The following is a 16,131-nucleotide window of genomic DNA, read 5'->3' as shown; positions in this document are numbered from 1 at the left end:
GGCCGCGTCGTAGGGAACTACGACGCGGCCGCGTCTTACCTCGTGGGATCGGGCACTGTTGATGTCAGTGCGGTCACGTAGGCTCGCAAGTGACGGAAAATGAGTGATCCGCGACGCGGGAGGGGGCCCACGTGCTCATCGACACTTACGGCCGAGTGGCCACCGACCTGAGGGTCTCCCTGACCGACCGGTGCAACCTGCGCTGTACGTACTGCATGCCCGAAGAGGGCCTGCAGTGGCTGGCCAAGCCCGATCTCCTCACGGACGACGAGATCGTCCGCCTGATCGACATCGCGGTCACCTCCCTGGGCATCGAGGAGGTCCGCTTCACCGGCGGCGAGCCCCTCCTGCGCCCCGGCCTGGTCGGCATCGTCGAGCGGGTCGCGGCCCTGGAGCCCCGGCCCCAGATGTCCCTGACGACCAACGGCATAGGCCTGAAGCGCACCGCGCGGGCCCTGAAGGCGGCCGGTCTGGACCGGGTCAACGTCTCCCTGGACACCCTGCGCCCGGACGTCTTCAAGACCCTCACCCGCCGCGACCGCCACAAGGACGTCATCGAGGGCCTTCAGGCCGCCCGCGACGCGGGCCTGACCCCCGTCAAGGTCAACTCCGTGCTGATGCCGGGGCTGAACGAGGACGAGGCCCCCGACCTGCTCGCCTGGGCCGTGGAGCACGACTACGAACTGCGGTTCATCGAGCAGATGCCCCTGGACGCCCAGCACGGCTGGAAGCGCGACGGCATGATCACGGCCGGGGACATCCTCACCTCCCTGCGCACCCGCTTCGAGCTGACCGAGGAGGGTTCCGAGGAGCGCGGCTCGGCCCCCGCCGAGCGCTGGACAGTCGACGGCGGCCCGCACCGCGTCGGCGTCATCGCCTCGGTGACCCGCCCGTTCTGCTCGGCCTGCGACCGCACCCGCCTCACCGCCGACGGCCAGGTCCGCACCTGTCTGTTCGCCCGCGAGGAGACCGACCTGCGGGCCGCCCTGCGCTCCGGTGCCCCCGACGAGGAGATCGCCCGGATCTGGCGGCTGGCGATGTGGGGCAAGAAGGCGGGCGCGGGCCTGGACGACCCGGCCTTCGTCCAGCCGGACCGCCCGATGTCGGCGATCGGCGGCTGAAACTTTACGGCGCGCCGGGCTCTTCCCACTCCGAGAACTTCACGACGTCCTTCAGGAAGCCCCGCACGCCCAGGAACTGGGAGAGATGCTCCCGGTGCTCCTCACAGGCCAGCCAGGTCTTGCGCCGCTCCGGCGTATGGATCTTCGGATTGTTCCAGGCCAGGACCCATACGGCGGCGGCCCGGCAGCCCTTGGCGGAACAGATCGGCGTCTCGTCAGTCACGGATTTCGTCTCACAAGGCCCGTACACATGGCGACGCCGAGCAGCCACGGGGGGAGCTGCCCGGCGTCGGTCCGTCGCTCCGACGGGGGATGCGGAGCGCCTACGAAGTATGTCATGGGTCACCCGCCGCCCGGCACCGGAACAACACTATTGATCTGAGCTTTTCTTGAGCTTGGTACGGAGGTGGGTTCCGTTTGCCAGACCCCCGCCAAGGTCATTTCCGGTCATGTGTTTCGCCGGCCCCACCCGGCGTCTGGTCGGCGACCACGTCTTCCGGGACGGGTTCCGCGAAGGGCGCGTCGGCCCTCGGCCCCGCGATCATCGGACGCGTCGGAGCGGCCACGAAAGTGGAGGGCAGCGAGGGCGCGTTCTCCCGCCCGGCGTTGGCGATCACCACCGCGATGTAGGGCAGGACCGCGCCGAGCACCAACGCCACGAAGGCCACGTGCCGTTCGACGTTCCACAGGGTCGCGGCGAGGATCACAGACAGCGTACGGATCGACATCGAGATGACGTACCGGCGCTGCCGCCCTCGTACGTCTTCCTGCAGGCCCGTCCTGGCTCCGGTGATCCGGAATACCTGGCCGTTGCCCGCGCCGTGCTGCTTCCGCATCACATTCCACCATCCGCCCGCATTGGACTCACCCCTGCCGTCCACGTTACGCCTGGCCTGCGCCGCCTACGAGACCGGGGCACCTTCCGCACAGGTGAGCGACCTCAGCCGTCCCGCGTACGGCCCCACCCGACATGCGGCGTACCGCGCACGGCCGGAGACTGGGCGTAATGCTCACGTCGAGCCGTACAAGGAGGCAGCCATGGGCTGGTTGTGGGCGATCATCGTGGGGTTCGTGCTGGGGCTGATCGCCAAGGCGATCCTGCCCGGCAAGCAGCACAGCCCCCTCTGGCTGACCACCATTTTCGGCATGCTCGGCGCCATCGTGGGCAACGCCATCGCCCGTGCGGCGGGCGTCGAGGAGACCTCCGGCATCGACTGGAGCCGGCACGCCTTCCAACTGGTCGCGGCGCTCATCATCGTGGGCGTGGGGGACATGGCGTACATGGCGACGCTGGGCAAGAACAAGCAGCGCACCTGAGGTTTCGTACGACGACCTCGTACGGCGAATCCTGCGCCGAAGGGGGCGGCCCTCCCCTCGAGAGCCGCCCCCTTCGTGTGCGCTCAGGCGCCGGTGACCTCGACCGCGGCCAGGTTCTTCTTGCCGCGCCGCAGCACCAGCCACCGCCCGTGCAGCAGCTCCCCGGCCTCCGGCACGGCGTCCTCGGCGGTGACCTTCACGTTGTTCACGTAGGCCCCGCCCTCCTTGATCGTCCGCCGGGCCGCCGACTTGCTCGCCACCAGCTCCACCTCGGCGAACAGATCGACGACCGGAGCCAGCTCAGCGACCTTGATGTGCGGCACCTCGGACAGCGCCGCCGCCAGCGTGCGGTCGTCCAGGTCCGTCAGCTCACCCTGCCCGAACAGGGCACGGCTCGCGGCGATCACGGCCGCCGTCTGGTCCGCGCCGTGCACCAGCGTCGTCAGCTCCTCGGCCAGCGCCCGCTGTGCCGCCCGGGCCTGCGGCCGCTCCTGGGTCTGCCGCTCCAGTTCCTCGAGCTCCTCGCGGGACTTGAAGGACAGGATCCGCATGTACGTCGAGATGTCCCGGTCGTCCGCGTTCAGCCAGAATTGGTAAAACGCGTACGGCGTCGTCATCTCCGGGTCGAGCCAGACGGCGCCGCCCTCGGTCTTGCCGAACTTGGTGCCGTCCGCCTTGGTCATCAGCGGGGTCGCCAGCGCGTGCACGTGGGCGTGCGGCTCCAGCTTGTGGATCAGGTCGAGACCCGCCGTGAGGTTGCCCCACTGGTCGCTGCCGCCCTGCTGGAGGGTGCAGCCGTGCCGCCGGTACAGCTCCAGGAAGTCCATGCCCTGGAGCAGCTGGTAGCTGAACTCCGTGTAGCTGATGCCCTCTTCGGACTGCAGGCGCCGGGCGACCGACTCCTTGGTGAGCATCTTGTTGACGCGGAAGTGCTTGCCGATGTCCCGCAGGAACTCGATGGCCGACAGCCCGGCCGTCCAGTCCAGGTTGTTGACCATCACCGCGGCGTTCGAGCCCTCGAAGGACAGGAACGGCTCGATCTGCGCGCGCAGCCGGGTCACCCAGTTCGCGACCGTCTCCGGGTCGTTCAGCGTGCGCTCGGCCGTCGGGCGCGGGTCGCCGATCTGGCCGGTGGCGCCGCCGACCAGGGCCAGCGGGCGCAGGCCCGCCTGCTGGAGCCGGCGCATGGTGAGAACCTGCACCAGGTGACCGACGTGCAGGCTGGCCGCGGTCGGGTCGAAACCGCAATAGAACGTGACGGGACCGTCCGCGAGCGCCTTGCGCAAAGCGTCCTCGTCAGTGGACAGGGCGATCACGCCACGCCACTTCAGCTCGTCGACGATGTCCGTCACGGTTCTCGTATCTCCTTAGGAGTGCTCCGGGTCAGGTACGAGGTTATACGCCCTGACTGACAGAGCTCATATTGAAGTCCGGCACCCGCAGGGCCGGCATCGCAGCCCTAGTGAACCAGTCGCTCCACTCCCTGGGCAGCGTCTTTTCCGTGCGCCCGGCCTCGGTGGCCCGGCCCAGCAGGTCCACCGGCGACTCGTTGAACCGGAAGTTGTTGACCTCGCCGGTCACCTCGCCGTTCTCCACCAGGTACACGCCGTCCCGGGTCAGGCCGGTCAGCAGCAGCGTCGCCGGGTCGACCTCGCGGATGTACCACAGGCAGGTCAGCAGCAGCCCGCGCTCGGTGTCCGCCACCATCTCCTCCAGCGAGCGCTCGCCGCCGCCGTCCAGGATCAGGTTGTCGATGCCCGGCGCCACCGGCAGCCCGGTCAGGCCCGCGCTGTGCCGGCTGGTCAGCAGGTGCCGCAGCTCGCCCTCGCTGACCCACTCGGTGGGCGAGAGCGGCAGGCCGTTGTCGAACACCGAGGAGTCGCCCCCGGAGGAGTGGGCCAGCACGAAGGGCGCCGACTCCAGACCCGGCTCGTTCGGGTCGCTGCGCAGGGTCAGCGGCAGTTCGGTCAGCCGGTCGCCGACGCGGGTGCCGCCGCCCGGCTTGGAGAACACGGTGCGTCCCTCGGCCGCGTCCCGGCCCGACGCCGACCACATCTGGTAGATCAGCAGGTCCGCGACGGCGGTCGGCGGCAGCAGCGTCTCGTAGCGTCCGGCGGGCAGCGCGACCTTGCGCTCGGCCCAGCCGAGGCGTACGGCCAGTTCGGCGTCGAGCGCCGCCGGGTCGACGTCCTTGAAGTCACGCGTGGAGCGGCCGGCCCAGGCCGAGCGGGTGCGGTCCGGGGACTTGGCGTTCAGCTCCAGGGTCCCGTTCGGCTGGTCGTGACGCAGGCGCAGCCCGGTCGACGTACCGACGTAGGACGAGACCAGCTCGTGGTTGGCGAAGCCGTACAGCTCGCGTCCGCCCGCACGCGCGCGTGCGAAGGCCTCGCCGAGCGCGGGGGCGAAGTCGGCGAACACCGCGGAGGAGGTCTCGGCCGGCGCGTCCGTGAAGTCCGGGGACGCCGGTACGTCGGCCACCAGCGGCTGCGCGTCCTCGGCGGGCCCGGCGCCCCGCGCGGCGGCCTCCGCGGCCCGCACGAGCGGCTCCAGCTCCTCCGTGGTCACCGCGGACCGGGTGACGACTCCGGAGGCGGTGCCCTCCTTGCCGTCGACGGTCGCGACGACGGTGAGCGTACGCCCGCGCGTCACGCCGTTGGTCGTGAGCGCGTTGCCGGCCCAGCGCAGGTTGGCGGTGGACTGCTCGTCGGCGATGACGACACACCCGTCCGCCCGGGACAGCTCCAGAGCCCGCTCGACGATCTCGTGCGGCTTGTTCATCGACCGGCCTCCTGAGTGGTGTTGAGACTGTGCTTGACCGGGGGATGACCCCCGGACCCCCAGCCGATCCCGGACTTGACGCTCATCGACCGGCCTCCTGCGTGGTGTTGAGACTGTGCTTGACCGGGGGATGACCCCCGGACCCCCAGCCGATCCCGGACTTGACGCTCATCGACCGGCCTCCTGCGTGGTGTTGAGGATGTTGACGCTCCGGAACAGGGCCGACGGGCAGCCGTGGGACACCGCCGCCACCTGGCCCGGCTGGGCCTTGCCGCAGTTGAAGGCGCCGCCGAGGACGTACGTCTGCGGGCCGCCGACGGCCGCCATGGAGCCCCAGAAGTCGGTGGTGGTCGCCTGGTAGGCGACGTCCCGCAGCTGCCCGGTGATCCGGCCGTTCTCGATCCGGAAGAACCGCTGGCCGGTGAACTGGAAGTTGTAGCGCTGCATGTCGATCGACCAGGACCGGTCCCCGACGACGTAGATCCCGCGCTCGACGCCCCCGATGAGATCCTCGGTCGACATCCCCGCCGGATCCGGCTGCAACGACACGTTGGCCATCCGCTGCACCGGCACATGGCCGGGGGAGTCGGCGAACGCGCAGCCGTTGGACCGCTCGAACCCGGTCAGCCTCGCGATCCGCCGGTCCAGCTGGTAGCCGACCAGCGTGCCGTCCTTGACCAGGTCCCAGGTCTGGCCCTCGACGCCCTCGTCGTCGTAGCCGATGGTCGCGAGGCCGTGCTCGGCGGTGCGGTCACCGGTGACGTTCATCAGCTCGGAGCCGTACCGCAACTTGCCGAGCTGGTCGAAGGTGGCGAAGGAGGTGCCCGCGTAAGCGGCCTCGTAGCCGAGCGCCCGGTCCAGCTCGGTGGCGTGCCCGATGGACTCGTGGATCGTCAGCCACAGGTTGGAGGGGTCGACGACCAGGTCGTACACGCCCGCCTCGACGCTCGGCGCGCGCATCTTCTCGGCGAGCAGCTCCGGGATCCGCTCGAGCTCCGCGTCCCAGTCCCAGCCGGTTCCCTTCAGGTACTCCCAGCCGCGTCCGACGGGCGGCGCGATGGTGCGCATGGAGTCGAACTCGCCGCTGGACTCGTCGACCGAGACCGCCGTCAACTGCGGATGCAGCCGTACCCGCTGCTGGGTGGTCACGGTGCCGGCGGTGTCGGCGTAGAACTTGTTCTCGTGCACGGTGAGCAGCGAGGCGTCGACATGGTTCACCCCGTCCGCGGCGAGCAGCCGCGTGCTCCACTCGGCGAGCAGCCCCGACTTCTCCTCGTCGGGCACGGTGAACGGATCGATCTCGTACGACGAGATCCACGTCCGGTCGGCGTGCACGGGCTCGTCGGCCAGCTCGACGCGTTCGTCCGAGCCCGCCGCCTTGATCACCTGCGCCGACAGCTTCGCCATCGCCACGGCCTGCGAGGCGACGCGCGCCGCCGCGTCCATGGTCAGATCCACTCCGGAGGCGAAACCCCAGGTCCCGCCGTGCACGACACGTACCGCGTAGCCGAGGTCGGTGGTGTCCGAGGAGCCCGCGGGCTTGGCGTCCCTGAGCCGCCAGGACGCGCTGCGCACCCGCTCGAACCGGAAGTCCGCGTGCTCGGCACCGAGGGCACGCGCGCGTGCCAGCGCGGCGTCCGCAAGGGCGCGTAGGGGTAGTGCCGTGAAGGACTCGTCGATGGTATGAGGCACCTGGGTCTCTTCCTGTCGCCGTTACCGTGGTCGCCCCGATCATGTCGCGAGGCCCGGGCCGGGGACCACACGTTTGCGCGCCGCGGCCGGTTCCCTTCTGTAGGGATCCGACAGTGACTCCCGCGAGCCACTGTCGGTGCCCGCTTCTCCGCGAGGGCCCCGGGCCCGATAGGTTTTCGGGGAAGCCGCCTGTCATCCAGGTGTTCGGGCGGGTCAGACAGACCGCTATCGAAAGGGTGATCCGTTGAGCCGCTCGGTTCTCGTCACCGGAGGCAACCGGGGCATCGGCCTCGCCATCGCCCGCGCATTCGCCGACGCCGGCGACAAGGTCGCCATCACATACCGCTCGGGTGAGCCGCCGGCCGGCTTCCTCGCCGTCAAGTGCGACATCACCGACACCGAGCAGGTGGAGCAGGCCTACAAGGAGATCGAGGCCGAGCACGGCCCGGTCGAGGTCCTCGTCGCCAACGCCGGCGTCACCAAGGACCAGCTCCTGATGCGCATGTCCGAGGAGGACTTCACCTCGGTCGTCGACACCAACCTCACCGGCGCCTTCCGCGTGGTCAAGCGCGCCAACCGCGGCATGCTGCGCGCGAAGAAGGGCCGTGTCGTCCTCATCTCGTCGGTCGTCGGCCTGCTCGGCGGTCCCGGTCAGGCGAACTACGCCGCTTCCAAGGCCGGCCTGGTCGGCTTCGCGCGCTCCCTCGCCCGTGAGCTCGGGTCGCGCAACATCACTTTCAACGTCGTCGCGCCCGGCTTCGTCGACACGGACATGACCAAGGTGCTCACCGACGAGCAGCGCGCGAACATCGTGTCGCAGGTCCCGCTCGGCCGGTACGCGCAGCCGGAGGAGATCGCCGCGACGGTGCGGTTCCTCGCCTCGGACGACGCCTCGTACATCACTGGAGCCGTCATTCCCGTTGACGGCGGACTGGGAATGGGTCACTGATCACCATGAGCGGAATTCTCGAGGGCAAGCGCGTCCTGATCACCGGCGTGCTGATGGAGTCCTCCATCGCCTTCCACACGGCCAAGCTGGCCCAGGAACAGGGCGCCGAGATCATCCTGACCGCCTTCCCGCGCCCCACGCTGACCGAGCGCATCGCCCGCAAGCTCCCCAAGCCCACCAAGGTCATCGAGCTGGACGTCACCAACGACGAGCACCTCGGCCGGCTCGCCGACGTCGTCGGCGAGGAGCTGGGCGGCCTGGACGGCGTCGTGCACTCCATCGGCTTCGCGCCGCAGGACGCGCTCGGCGGCAACTTCCTGAACACCCCGTTCGAGTCGGTCGCCACGGCCATGCACGTCTCGGCGTACTCCCTGAAGTCGCTGACCATGGCCTGCCTGCCGCTGATGCAGAACGGCGGCTCGGTCGTCGGCCTCACCTTCGACGCGCAGTACGCCTGGCCGCAGTACGACTGGATGGGCCCGGCCAAGGCCGCCCTGGAGGCCACCAGCCGCTACATGGCGCGTGACCTGGGCAAGCAGAACATCCGCTGCAACCTCGTCTCGGCCGGCCCGATCGGCTCGATGGCCGCCAAGTCCATCCCGGGCTTCTCGGAGCTCGCCTCCGTGTGGGACACCCGCGCCCCGCTGGAGTGGGACCTGAAGGACCCGGAGCCGGCCGGCAAGGGCGTCGTCGCCCTGCTGAGCGACTGGTTCCCGAAGACCACGGGCGAGATCATCCACGTCGACGGCGGTCTGCACGCCATCGGCGCCTGACGCCGCCGCTCGGCCCGGCTTCGGCCTCGGCTTGCTCGAGGGCCCCGCACCCTGCCGGTGCGGGGCCCTCGGTCGTCTCTTCTCGCCTCTAGTCCTCTTTTTGTCGGGTGTCCCTCGTTCGGCCTAGCCGATCGGGCGGAGCGGCACGACAACTGGGCACTCTGGATTACGCGTTCATCGCGTGATTTCCCTCCCCAGCCCGGCCGAGGAGGTCCCCTTGTGTACCTGTCCCGCAGCCTGGCCCCAGTGCCCCTCGCCTTCGCCCTCGCGTTCGGCACACCGTACGAAGCGGCGGCCCACGCGCGCGTGGAGAGCGGCACGCCGCCGTTCGGCGCCGAGTGCCGTACGAGCGTCCGCGGCTCCCACGTGGTCGCCCACTGCCACAACGCGTACGTCGACGTGGACCGGGTGCGCCTGCACATAGAGTGCGCCCGCTGGTGGGACCTGGACACCGACAGCACCGCGGTCGACGCCGGGCCGGCCGTGACCGTACGGCTGACCGGCCGGTGCTGGAAAGAGGTCGGCTCGGCGTGGGTCAGCCACCAGAAGCGCTGAACTTCCCCGGGCGGCACTGGAAGGGATAGCCGGCCGCCTCCTCGGCTGCCGTCACCGCGTCGCCCGCCCGGATCGCGTCCAGCAGCCGGGTGTGGTCCATGTACGTCTCCGGCGTCAGCTCCTCGCCGACGTCCTCGCGCAGCCAGTCCCGCAGCACCTCGCCCAGGTCCGCGTACACGGCCGTCATCGCGTCGTTGTGGGACGCGGCCACCACGGCCAGATGGAAGGTGGCGTCGGCCGCCACGAACGCCTCCGCGTCGCCCGACGCCCACGCCTCCTCGCGCCGCGTCAGGAGCGCGTCCAGCTGCTTGAGGTCCTTCTCGGTGCGCCGCTCGGCGGCCAGCTTCGCGGCGCCCGACTCCAGCGTGGAGCGCAGCTCGGCGATGTGCCGCGGGTCGGCGTCGGCGAAGCGGCGGTGCATCACCCCGGCCAGCTCACTGGTCGCCACCACGTAGGTGCCCGAGCCCTGGCGGATGTCCAGCAGGCCGTTGTGGGCGAGTGCCCGGACGGCCTCGCGGACCGTGTTGCGGGCGACGCCCAGCTGCTCCACCAGCTCGGGCTCGGTCGGGATCCGGGAGCCGACCGGCCACTCGCCCGAGGTGATCTGGTTCCGCAACGCGGCGATGACCTGCTCGGACAGGGCCGAACGACGCTGATGGCTCAGGGGCATGGCTCACCTTCGCACGGGACGGGCGGCCGGAGGCAGCCGGGTGATGGACAGCCATTCATCCCATGATTCTATGATGGGCGTCATGGCGAGCGAGGAAACCCGGACGACGACACCCACGACCCTGCCCGGTTCGGCCCAGGCGGCCCCGGCGGCCGAGGCGGCCCAGGCATCCCCGACGTCGTCCACGCGCGCGTGGCGGACCCGTCTGGTCGTCGTCGGCATCGTGCTCGCCGCGCTGAACCTCCGCCCCGCCATCACCAGCCTGGGCGCCCTGCTGGAGGAGGTCCGCGACGGCCTCGGCATGAGCGGCAGCGTCGCCGGGCTGCTCACCTCCGTGCCCCCGCTCTGCTTCGCCGTCTTCGGTGTCACGGCGCCGCGTCTCGCGCGCCGCTTCGGCCCCGGCGCCGTCGTCTGCGCCGGCATGGTCGCGATCACGGCAGGACTGCTGATCCGCCCTTACGCGGGCGGCACGCCCGCGTTCCTGGCCGCCAGCGCCCTCGCCCTGATGGGCATCGCGGTGAGCAACGTCCTGATGCCGGTCATCGTCAAGCGCTGGTTCCCCGACCGCGTCGGCTCCATGACCGGCCTGTACTCGATGGCCCTCGCCCTCGGCACCTCGGCCGCGGCGGCCGTCACGGTGCCCATGACGGACGCGCTCGGCGGGAACTGGCAGTCCGGGCTCGTCGTGTGGGCGGGCCTCGCGGCGGCGGCCGTACTGCCGTGGCTGCCGTTCGTGCGGGACCGGCGGGAGAAGCCCGCCGCCGAGCCGGAGCCCGCGCGCGGGGGAGCGGCCGGGCGGCAGGAGGCGCCCGCCCTGCGGATCACCCGCAGCCGTACGGCCTGGGCGCTCGCCGTGTTCTTCGGGCTCCAGGCCACCGCCGCCTACATCACCATGGGCTGGATGGCGCAGATCTTCCGGGACGCGGGCGTGCCCGCGGGCACCGCGGGGCTGCTGCTGGCCGTCACCATGGTGATGGGCGTCCCGCTTGCCTTCGTCATCCCGCGCGTGGCCACCCGGCTGCCCCACCAGGGCCCGATCGCCCTCGTGCTCGGTGTCTGCGGGCTCGCCGGATACGCCGGCCTGTACTTCGCGCCCGCCGCCGGCGCCTGGGCCTGGGCCCTGCTGCTCGGCGTCTCCAACTGCGCCTTCCCGCTGGCCCTGACCATGGTCGGAATGCGGGCCAGGACCGGCGCGGGCGTGGCCCAGCTGTCCGCGTTCGCGCAGAGCACCGGCTACCTGATCTCCATCCCGGGCCCGCTCCTGGTCGGCGTGCTCTACCAGCACAGCGGAGGCTGGGGCCTGCCGATCGCGCTCATGGCCGCCCTGATGATCCCGCAGATGGCGGTGGGCATGCTGGCCGGGCGCGACCGCACGGTCGAGGACGAGGCGGCCCGCTGAGCCGGACCCCGCGGGTCCGCCTCCGGGCCGCGGGTGTCAGACTTGCCGTATGTCGCCAGTGCTCGACCCGAACCCGCAGAACGGCCAGAAGAAGATGCTCCTCGTCTTCGGCTCGTTCCTCGCCATTTTCGTGATCATCGCCGTCATCGCGACGATCGCCTCACCGTGACGGCTGGGCGCTGCGGCGCCGATGGTGGGCGCCGATGGTGGTGCTAGCCCCACCATCCCCTAGGGGGTGTAGGTCAGGGTCAACTGGGTGGATCACCGGATGGGTTGAGGGCTTCGGATTCCGTAGCTTCGAGGTGTGGCCGCGAGAGGCGGGCACAGACCGTTCGAGGACTCACGGAGGCGTCATGTCGGCCACGCACACCCCGCCCCACCCGGTGTCCAAGGGCCGTGCCGACATCCGGCTGCCCTGGTGGGCCCTGGCCCTGCCCGTCCTGGCCTTCGTCACCCTGCTGGTGCTGATACTCGACCCGTCCGAGGCCCATGCCGCGACCGCCGATCCGGCGATCACCCAGCTCCTGGAGCGGGTCCAGCAGCTGATGGGCCGCTGAGCAGCCGTGCGGCCGCCCGTCAACTCCTGGCGCCCCATGGCCTGTTTCATGCGAAGCTGGGACGCATGAGCGTCGCAGAACCCCGCAGGATCGTCCTCTTCCGGCATGCGAAAGCCGACTGGCCACAGGTGACCGACCATGAGCGGCCGCTCGCTGAGCGGGGCCGCATGGACGCCGCCGTCGCCGGACGCAGGCTCGCCGACACCGGTGTCCCCTTCGACCTGGCCCTCTGCTCCACCGCGACCCGTACCCGGGAGACCTGGAAGCTCGCCGTCCACGAGTTCCCGCACCGGCCGAAAACCGTCTACGAGGAGCGGATCTACGAGGCCTCGCCCGGCGAACTGATCGCCGTGCTCAACGAGACCCCGGACGAGGTGCAGAGCGCGGTCCTGATCGGCCACAACCCCGGAGTGCAGGGCCTTGCCGAGGTCCTCTCCGGCTCGGCCGACGAGGAGGCCCGCGAGCGCCTGAGCCGCCGAGGCTTCCCGGCCGCCGCCTTCGCCGTGCTGACCTTCACCGGCTCCTGGAAGGCCCTGGAGCCGGGCGTGGCCACGCTGGCCGACTACTGGGCGCCCTCGGAGTGACCCCGGCACACGGAAGGGGCCCGGTGCGGTACCGGGCCCCTCGGCCGTGATGCGGGCGCTCAGCCCTGCGTGACGCGGGCGCGCAGTCCTGTGTGATGAGGGGAAGCAGCCGCGTGATGCCGGAGGTCAGTCCTGCGTGACGCGGGGGGAGCGGCCGCGTGATGCCGGAGGTCAGTCCTGCCTGACCCGGGGGAGCGGCTGCGTGAGGCAGGACATCAGGTGCTGAGGGCGTGTGTGCTCAGTCCTCGTCGTGGGTGTCGGCGGCCTCGACCTCTTCGCGGGTGACGCCCAGCAGATACAGGACGGTGTCCAGGAAGGGCACGTTCACCGCGGTGTGCGCGGCCTCCCGGACCACCGGCTTGGCGTTGAAGGCGACCCCGAGCCCGGCCGCGTTCAGCATGTCCAGGTCGTTGGCGCCGTCGCCGATGGCCACCGTCTGCGCCAGCGGCACGCCCGCCTCGGCGGCGAAGCGGCGCAGCAGCCGCGCCTTGCCCGCGCGGTCCACGATCTCGCCGGTGACCTTGCCCGTCAGCTTCCCGTCGACGATCTCCAGCGTGTTGGCCTGGGCGAAGTCCAGACCCAGCCGCTCCTTCAGATCGTCGGTGACCTGGGTGAACCCACCCGAGACGACACCGACTTGGTAACCGAGCCGCTTCAGCGTACGGATCAGCGTGCGCGCGCCCGGCGTCAGCCGTACCTCGCTGCGCACCTTGTCCACGACCGAGGCGTCCAGGCCCTCCAGGAGCGCCACGCGCGCGTGCAGCGACTGCTCGAAGTCCAGTTCCCCGCGCATCGCCGCCGCCGTCACCTCGGCGACCTTGTCCTCGCAGCCCGCGTGCGCGGCGAAGAGCTCGATCACCTCGTCCTGGATCAGCGTGGAGTCCACGTCCATGACGACCAGCCGCTGGGCCCGCCGGTGCAGTCCGGCCGCGACGACCGCGACGTCGACCCCGAGCTTCGCCGCGTCGGTCACCAGGGCGGTGCGCAGCGGCTCGGTCTCCACTCCGGAGACCGCGAACTCGACCGCCGTCACGGGGTACTTGGCGAGCCGGAAGATACGGTCGATGTTGCCGCCCGCGTGAGTGATCTTCGCGGCGATGGCGCTCGTGGCCTCCGCGGTGAGCGGATGCCCGAGCACCGTGACCAGGGAACGGCCGAGCCCGCGCGGCCGGTTGTCGCCGAGTCCGGAGATGATCTCGGCCTGCATCTTCATGGACTCCGCCCAACTGTGGACGGTGGCCCGCAGATCCCCCTCGAGACCGCGTGGCGGCTCGGTCACGAGCGCGCACAGCACGATCCGGCCACGGGTGACGACCTGCTCGATGTCGACCACGTCGACGGAGTAGGCGGCGAGGGTGTCGAAGAGGCCGGCCGTGATGCCCGGCCTGTCCTTCCCGAAGATCTTGACGAGAAGGGTGGGGACGTCGGAGGTCTGCGAAGCGCTCATGGTGCTTCCACCGTATCCGGCACGCAGTGCCTTCCGCCCCAGTGGTCCGCCTAGCGGACAGAGAACACTGGGTGTCGGCCCGATGGCCCACGCCTTACGGGGCGATCAAGTCTCGGCCCTTTCCTGTGCGGCGCGCCCGTCAGCCGCGCCCCTTGGGCCCCCGCGGCGGCGCGGGAGGGGGTGGGGGAGGGGGCGGCGGCCCGTCGTCCTGCCCCTGGGAAGGCGGTCGTCCGCCGTCGTTCCGCCCACGCGGGGACCGACGCGACTCCCTGGGGGGCGGCGGGCCCATCGGCCGCACCACGGTGGGAGCGCCGTACACGTCATCGTCGCCGCGGCCCGCGTCACCGGGAGGCGGGGACATCGGCCCCTGCGAGGACCCGTCCTCCGCCCTCCGAGGCCACCCGTCCTCCGGCCGCCCCGGCCGCGTCTCCTGCGGCGTCCCGGCCCGCGTCTCCTCCGGCGTCCCGGGCCGGGTCTCCCCCTGCCTCATGGGCCGCGCGTCCTCCGGCTCGCCCGGTTTCCGCAGGCCCTCGGGCACCCGCAAATACGGATTGGTGTCAGGATTCGGCGGCCGGTACGGCGCACCCGGCACGTACGGCCCGGACCCGACGGCCTGCCCGGGCCCCGCAGCTTGCCCCGACGACCCGACGCCCTGCCCGGGCCCCCCACCCTGCCCCGATGACCCGACGGCCTGCCCCGACGACCCCGCAGCCCACCCCGACCCCACGGCCTGCCCGGGCCCCGCAGCTTGCCCCGACGCCCCCGCAGCCGGCCCCGACGCCCCCGCAGCCCACCCCGACCCCACGGCCTGCCCGGGAACCCCGACCCCCTGCCCCGCCGCAGCCCCGGCCCCGTCACCCAGTGCCAACGGCGCCGCCCGCTGCCCCGCGGCCCCCGTGGCTCGGGCGAGCAGCGCCCCCCCGCCCCCGGCCGCCGCCCCCCACAGCGCCCCGAGCACCAGGGCCATCCCGAGCTGCCCGTGCAGTTCGATCCCGGCGTCGAAGGCGTCGATGCCGAGCACCGCCAGGGACGCGTCCACGGACACCTCCGTCAGCCACGCCAGCAGCGGCAGCGTCAGCGCGGTCGCGATGCCCAGCCGCAGCGCGCACCGGCCGGCGAAACCGAGGGTGCCGGTCTCCACCGGGGTCCGCACGGCCGTGAGCACGCCGGCCAGCAGCATCGCCATCACGGCCGCGGCCCCCAGCAGCCACACCCGTCCGTCCAGCTCCGCGAGGCGCGCCAGGGTGACGGCCCGGTCGGAGTCGACCAGCAGATCGTCCAGCGGATCGGGCAGGAACTGCGCCAATGGGCCGCTCGCCTCGCCGTCCCACGGCACGAACAGGCCGATCGGGATGCCCAGCCACACCCCGTTCGGCGCCCCGAGCAGCGCGGCGCCCGCGATCCGCTTCGGGTTGTCGTCGCCGATCAGCGCGTACGCCGCCGCCGCGAGCCCGGCGAGGACCGCCATCAGCAGCACCCCGACGAGGGCGGACACGGCCGGCCGCACCACCCGGTGCAGGGCCGCCCAGCCGGCCGGCAGGGGAGTGCGCCGCGAGGCCAGCAGCGCGATCAGCAGGATCCCGGCCGACCAGCACGCGCCGCCGAGCAGCGTGGGCGCCGTGTCGACCGTGAAGCCGACCGCCGCCTCGGCGTCGATCAGGTCGCCGATCTGATCGGGCAGCAGCCCGCCGATGTCCCCGACGTCGCCGAGCCCCGGGATCTCGACGCCGCCCCCGCCCGAGCCGCCGGGCAGGTCGTCGAGCCCGAGGGCGCCGCCGTCGAAGGTGATGACGTCGTGTCCCGCCCAGGCCAGACCGCCGAGCATCGCCACGAACAGCGCGACCACCGTGCCCGCGCGCGCGAGCAGTTCGGCCGGCGCGATCACAACGCCCGCCGCGCGCAAGGACCGTAGAAAGAACCACGACAGCAGCAGCGCGCCCACCAGGCTCACGCCCAGTGGCGTGATCTCGATGGCGGTCGTGGCCTCCGCTCCGGTCAGACCGAAGGCGGACACATCGCCCGACGGCGTGACCGAACCACCCGCCCCGAGCGCCACAGCGGCCGCGGTCATCGGACCCAGCGAACCCGCCGAGTCCGCCTCCAGAAGGTGCAGACCCAGGGCGGCCGTACCCACCATCCCGATCAACGCCCAGCTCACGGCGGCGACCGCGGACAGCAGGACGTCCACCCATGGCACCTTGGCGCTCTCGACGTTCCTGGACGCGCTCATGGCAGACCCCCCGATCCGCAGACGGCGCTCTCGCCGCGCATGTCCCCCTCGCGTGGATT

The 16,131-nt window shown here is 71.5% G+C and carries 17 protein-coding genes; 9 read left to right on the top strand and 8 right to left on the bottom strand.

Translation table 11 applies throughout. From position 1 onward, the window contains the following. Positions 1–131 precede the first annotated feature (131 nt). Positions 132–1,121: a GTP 3',8-cyclase MoaA gene (gene moaA / locus AC068Z_RS37355; protein ID WP_478566426.1), complete on the top strand. Its 990-nt coding sequence runs from the start codon at positions 132–134 to the stop codon at positions 1,119–1,121. Positions 1,122–1,125: 4 nt separating this feature from the next. On the opposite strand, the gene AC068Z_RS37350 is transcribed toward moaA, so the two are convergent. Next, on the bottom strand, positions 1,126–1,344 hold the full coding sequence (locus AC068Z_RS37350) for a hypothetical protein (protein ID WP_478566423.1): 219 nt from the start codon (positions 1,342–1,344) through the stop codon (positions 1,126–1,128). Positions 1,345–1,558: 214 nt separating this feature from the next. Beyond that, on the bottom strand, positions 1,559–1,957 hold the full coding sequence (locus AC068Z_RS37345; RefSeq protein ID WP_478566420.1) for a DUF3099 domain-containing protein: 399 nt from the start codon (positions 1,955–1,957) through the stop codon (positions 1,559–1,561). Between the two features lie 202 nt (positions 1,958–2,159). Between AC068Z_RS37345 and AC068Z_RS37340 the strand changes: the two genes are divergently transcribed. Then, positions 2,160–2,438 carry a GlsB/YeaQ/YmgE family stress response membrane protein gene (locus AC068Z_RS37340; RefSeq protein WP_478566417.1) on the top strand — a complete coding sequence of 93 codons (279 nt, stop codon included), beginning with the start codon at positions 2,160–2,162 and terminating at the stop codon, positions 2,436–2,438. Positions 2,439–2,521: 83 nt separating this feature from the next. Here AC068Z_RS37340 and tyrS read toward each other — a convergent pair whose 3' ends face one another. The 3 genes from tyrS to AC068Z_RS37325 form a co-directional block, all read right to left on the bottom strand. After that, a complete protein-coding gene (tyrS, locus tag AC068Z_RS37335; protein ID WP_478566414.1) occupies positions 2,522–3,790 on the bottom strand; it encodes a tyrosine--tRNA ligase in 1,269 nt (422 codons plus the stop codon). Between the two features lie 43 nt (positions 3,791–3,833). Beyond that, entirely contained in the window at positions 3,834–5,216 is a 1,383-nt protein-coding gene (locus AC068Z_RS37330) for a metallopeptidase TldD-related protein (protein WP_478566411.1), read from the bottom strand. Between the two features lie 168 nt (positions 5,217–5,384). After that, a complete protein-coding gene (locus AC068Z_RS37325; RefSeq protein WP_478566408.1) occupies positions 5,385–6,908 on the bottom strand; it encodes a TldD/PmbA family protein in 1,524 nt (507 codons plus the stop codon). 244 nt (positions 6,909–7,152) lie between these two features. Here AC068Z_RS37325 and fabG point away from each other — a divergent pair, with 244 nt between their 5' ends. From fabG to AC068Z_RS37310, 3 genes are all read left to right on the top strand, one after another. Then, positions 7,153–7,857 carry a 3-oxoacyl-[acyl-carrier-protein] reductase gene (gene fabG / locus AC068Z_RS37320; protein ID WP_478566405.1) on the top strand — a complete coding sequence of 235 codons (705 nt, stop codon included), beginning with the start codon at positions 7,153–7,155 and terminating at the stop codon, positions 7,855–7,857. A gap of 5 nt (positions 7,858–7,862) precedes the next feature. Then, complete coding sequence (gene fabI, locus AC068Z_RS37315) at positions 7,863–8,630, top strand: enoyl-ACP reductase FabI (protein ID WP_478566403.1); 768 nt, start codon at positions 7,863–7,865, stop codon at positions 8,628–8,630. A gap of 219 nt (positions 8,631–8,849) precedes the next feature. Continuing rightward, positions 8,850–9,185, top strand: a complete 336-nt coding sequence (locus AC068Z_RS37310; protein WP_478566400.1) for a hypothetical protein — start codon at positions 8,850–8,852, stop codon at positions 9,183–9,185. Here AC068Z_RS37310 and AC068Z_RS37305 read toward each other — a convergent pair. After that, on the bottom strand, positions 9,166–9,855 hold the full coding sequence (locus tag AC068Z_RS37305) for a FadR/GntR family transcriptional regulator (protein WP_478566397.1): 690 nt from the start codon (positions 9,853–9,855) through the stop codon (positions 9,166–9,168). The genes AC068Z_RS37310 and AC068Z_RS37305 overlap by 20 nt on opposite strands. Positions 9,856–9,937: 82 nt before the next feature. Between AC068Z_RS37305 and AC068Z_RS37300 the strand changes: the two genes are divergently transcribed. From AC068Z_RS37300 to AC068Z_RS37285, 4 genes are all read left to right on the top strand, one after another. Further along, a complete protein-coding gene (locus tag AC068Z_RS37300; protein ID WP_478566394.1) occupies positions 9,938–11,254 on the top strand; it encodes a CynX/NimT family MFS transporter in 1,317 nt (438 codons plus the stop codon). 49 nt (positions 11,255–11,303) lie between these two features. After that, a complete protein-coding gene (locus tag AC068Z_RS37295) occupies positions 11,304–11,423 on the top strand; it encodes an SGM_5486 family transporter-associated protein (protein ID WP_284048361.1) in 120 nt (39 codons plus the stop codon). Between the two features lie 184 nt (positions 11,424–11,607). Continuing rightward, positions 11,608–11,811, top strand: a complete 204-nt coding sequence (locus AC068Z_RS37290) for a hypothetical protein (protein WP_478566389.1) — start codon at positions 11,608–11,610, stop codon at positions 11,809–11,811. Between the two features lie 65 nt (positions 11,812–11,876). Then, a complete protein-coding gene (locus AC068Z_RS37285; RefSeq protein ID WP_478566387.1) occupies positions 11,877–12,395 on the top strand; it encodes a SixA phosphatase family protein in 519 nt (172 codons plus the stop codon). A 238-nt stretch (positions 12,396–12,633) separates the two neighbouring features. On the opposite strand, the gene serB is transcribed toward AC068Z_RS37285, so the two are convergent. Next, a complete protein-coding gene (serB, locus tag AC068Z_RS37280) occupies positions 12,634–13,842 on the bottom strand; it encodes a phosphoserine phosphatase SerB (protein ID WP_478566384.1) in 1,209 nt (402 codons plus the stop codon). A 139-nt stretch (positions 13,843–13,981) separates the two neighbouring features. Next, positions 13,982–16,072 carry a streptophobe family protein gene (locus tag AC068Z_RS37275; protein WP_478566381.1) on the bottom strand — a complete coding sequence of 697 codons (2,091 nt, stop codon included), beginning with the start codon at positions 16,070–16,072 and terminating at the stop codon, positions 13,982–13,984. Positions 16,073–16,131: the final 59 nt, after the last annotated feature.

Source organism: Streptomyces sp. NPDC043726 (assembly GCF_056436565.1).
The sequence above is the reverse complement of the archived record's forward strand: the minus strand, read 5'-3'. Positions and strand labels throughout refer to the sequence as shown.

Bases quoted from the DNA above. Each gene is read 5' to 3' on its own strand.
- fabI (WP_478566403.1), top strand. From the start codon at position 7,863: ATGAGCGGAATTCTCGAGGGCAAGCGCGTCCTGATCACCGGCGTGCTG.
- AC068Z_RS37290 (WP_478566389.1), top strand. From the start codon at position 11,608: ATGTCGGCCACGCACACCCCGCCCCACCCGGTGTCCAAGGGCCGTGCC.
- AC068Z_RS37345 (WP_478566420.1), bottom strand. From the start codon at position 1,957: ATGCGGAAGCAGCACGGCGCGGGCAACGGCCAGGTATTCCGGATCACC.
- AC068Z_RS37295 (WP_284048361.1), top strand. From the start codon at position 11,304: ATGTCGCCAGTGCTCGACCCGAACCCGCAGAACGGCCAGAAGAAGATG.
- AC068Z_RS37285 (WP_478566387.1), top strand. From the start codon at position 11,877: ATGAGCGTCGCAGAACCCCGCAGGATCGTCCTCTTCCGGCATGCGAAA.
- serB (WP_478566384.1), bottom strand. From the start codon at position 13,842: ATGAGCGCTTCGCAGACCTCCGACGTCCCCACCCTTCTCGTCAAGATC.
- AC068Z_RS37330 (WP_478566411.1), bottom strand. From the start codon at position 5,216: ATGAACAAGCCGCACGAGATCGTCGAGCGGGCTCTGGAGCTGTCCCGG.
- AC068Z_RS37300 (WP_478566394.1), top strand. From the start codon at position 9,938: ATGGCGAGCGAGGAAACCCGGACGACGACACCCACGACCCTGCCCGGT.
- AC068Z_RS37275 (WP_478566381.1), bottom strand. From the start codon at position 16,072: ATGAGCGCGTCCAGGAACGTCGAGAGCGCCAAGGTGCCATGGGTGGAC.
- AC068Z_RS37305 (WP_478566397.1), bottom strand. From the start codon at position 9,855: ATGCCCCTGAGCCATCAGCGTCGTTCGGCCCTGTCCGAGCAGGTCATC.
- AC068Z_RS37340 (WP_478566417.1), top strand. From the start codon at position 2,160: ATGGGCTGGTTGTGGGCGATCATCGTGGGGTTCGTGCTGGGGCTGATC.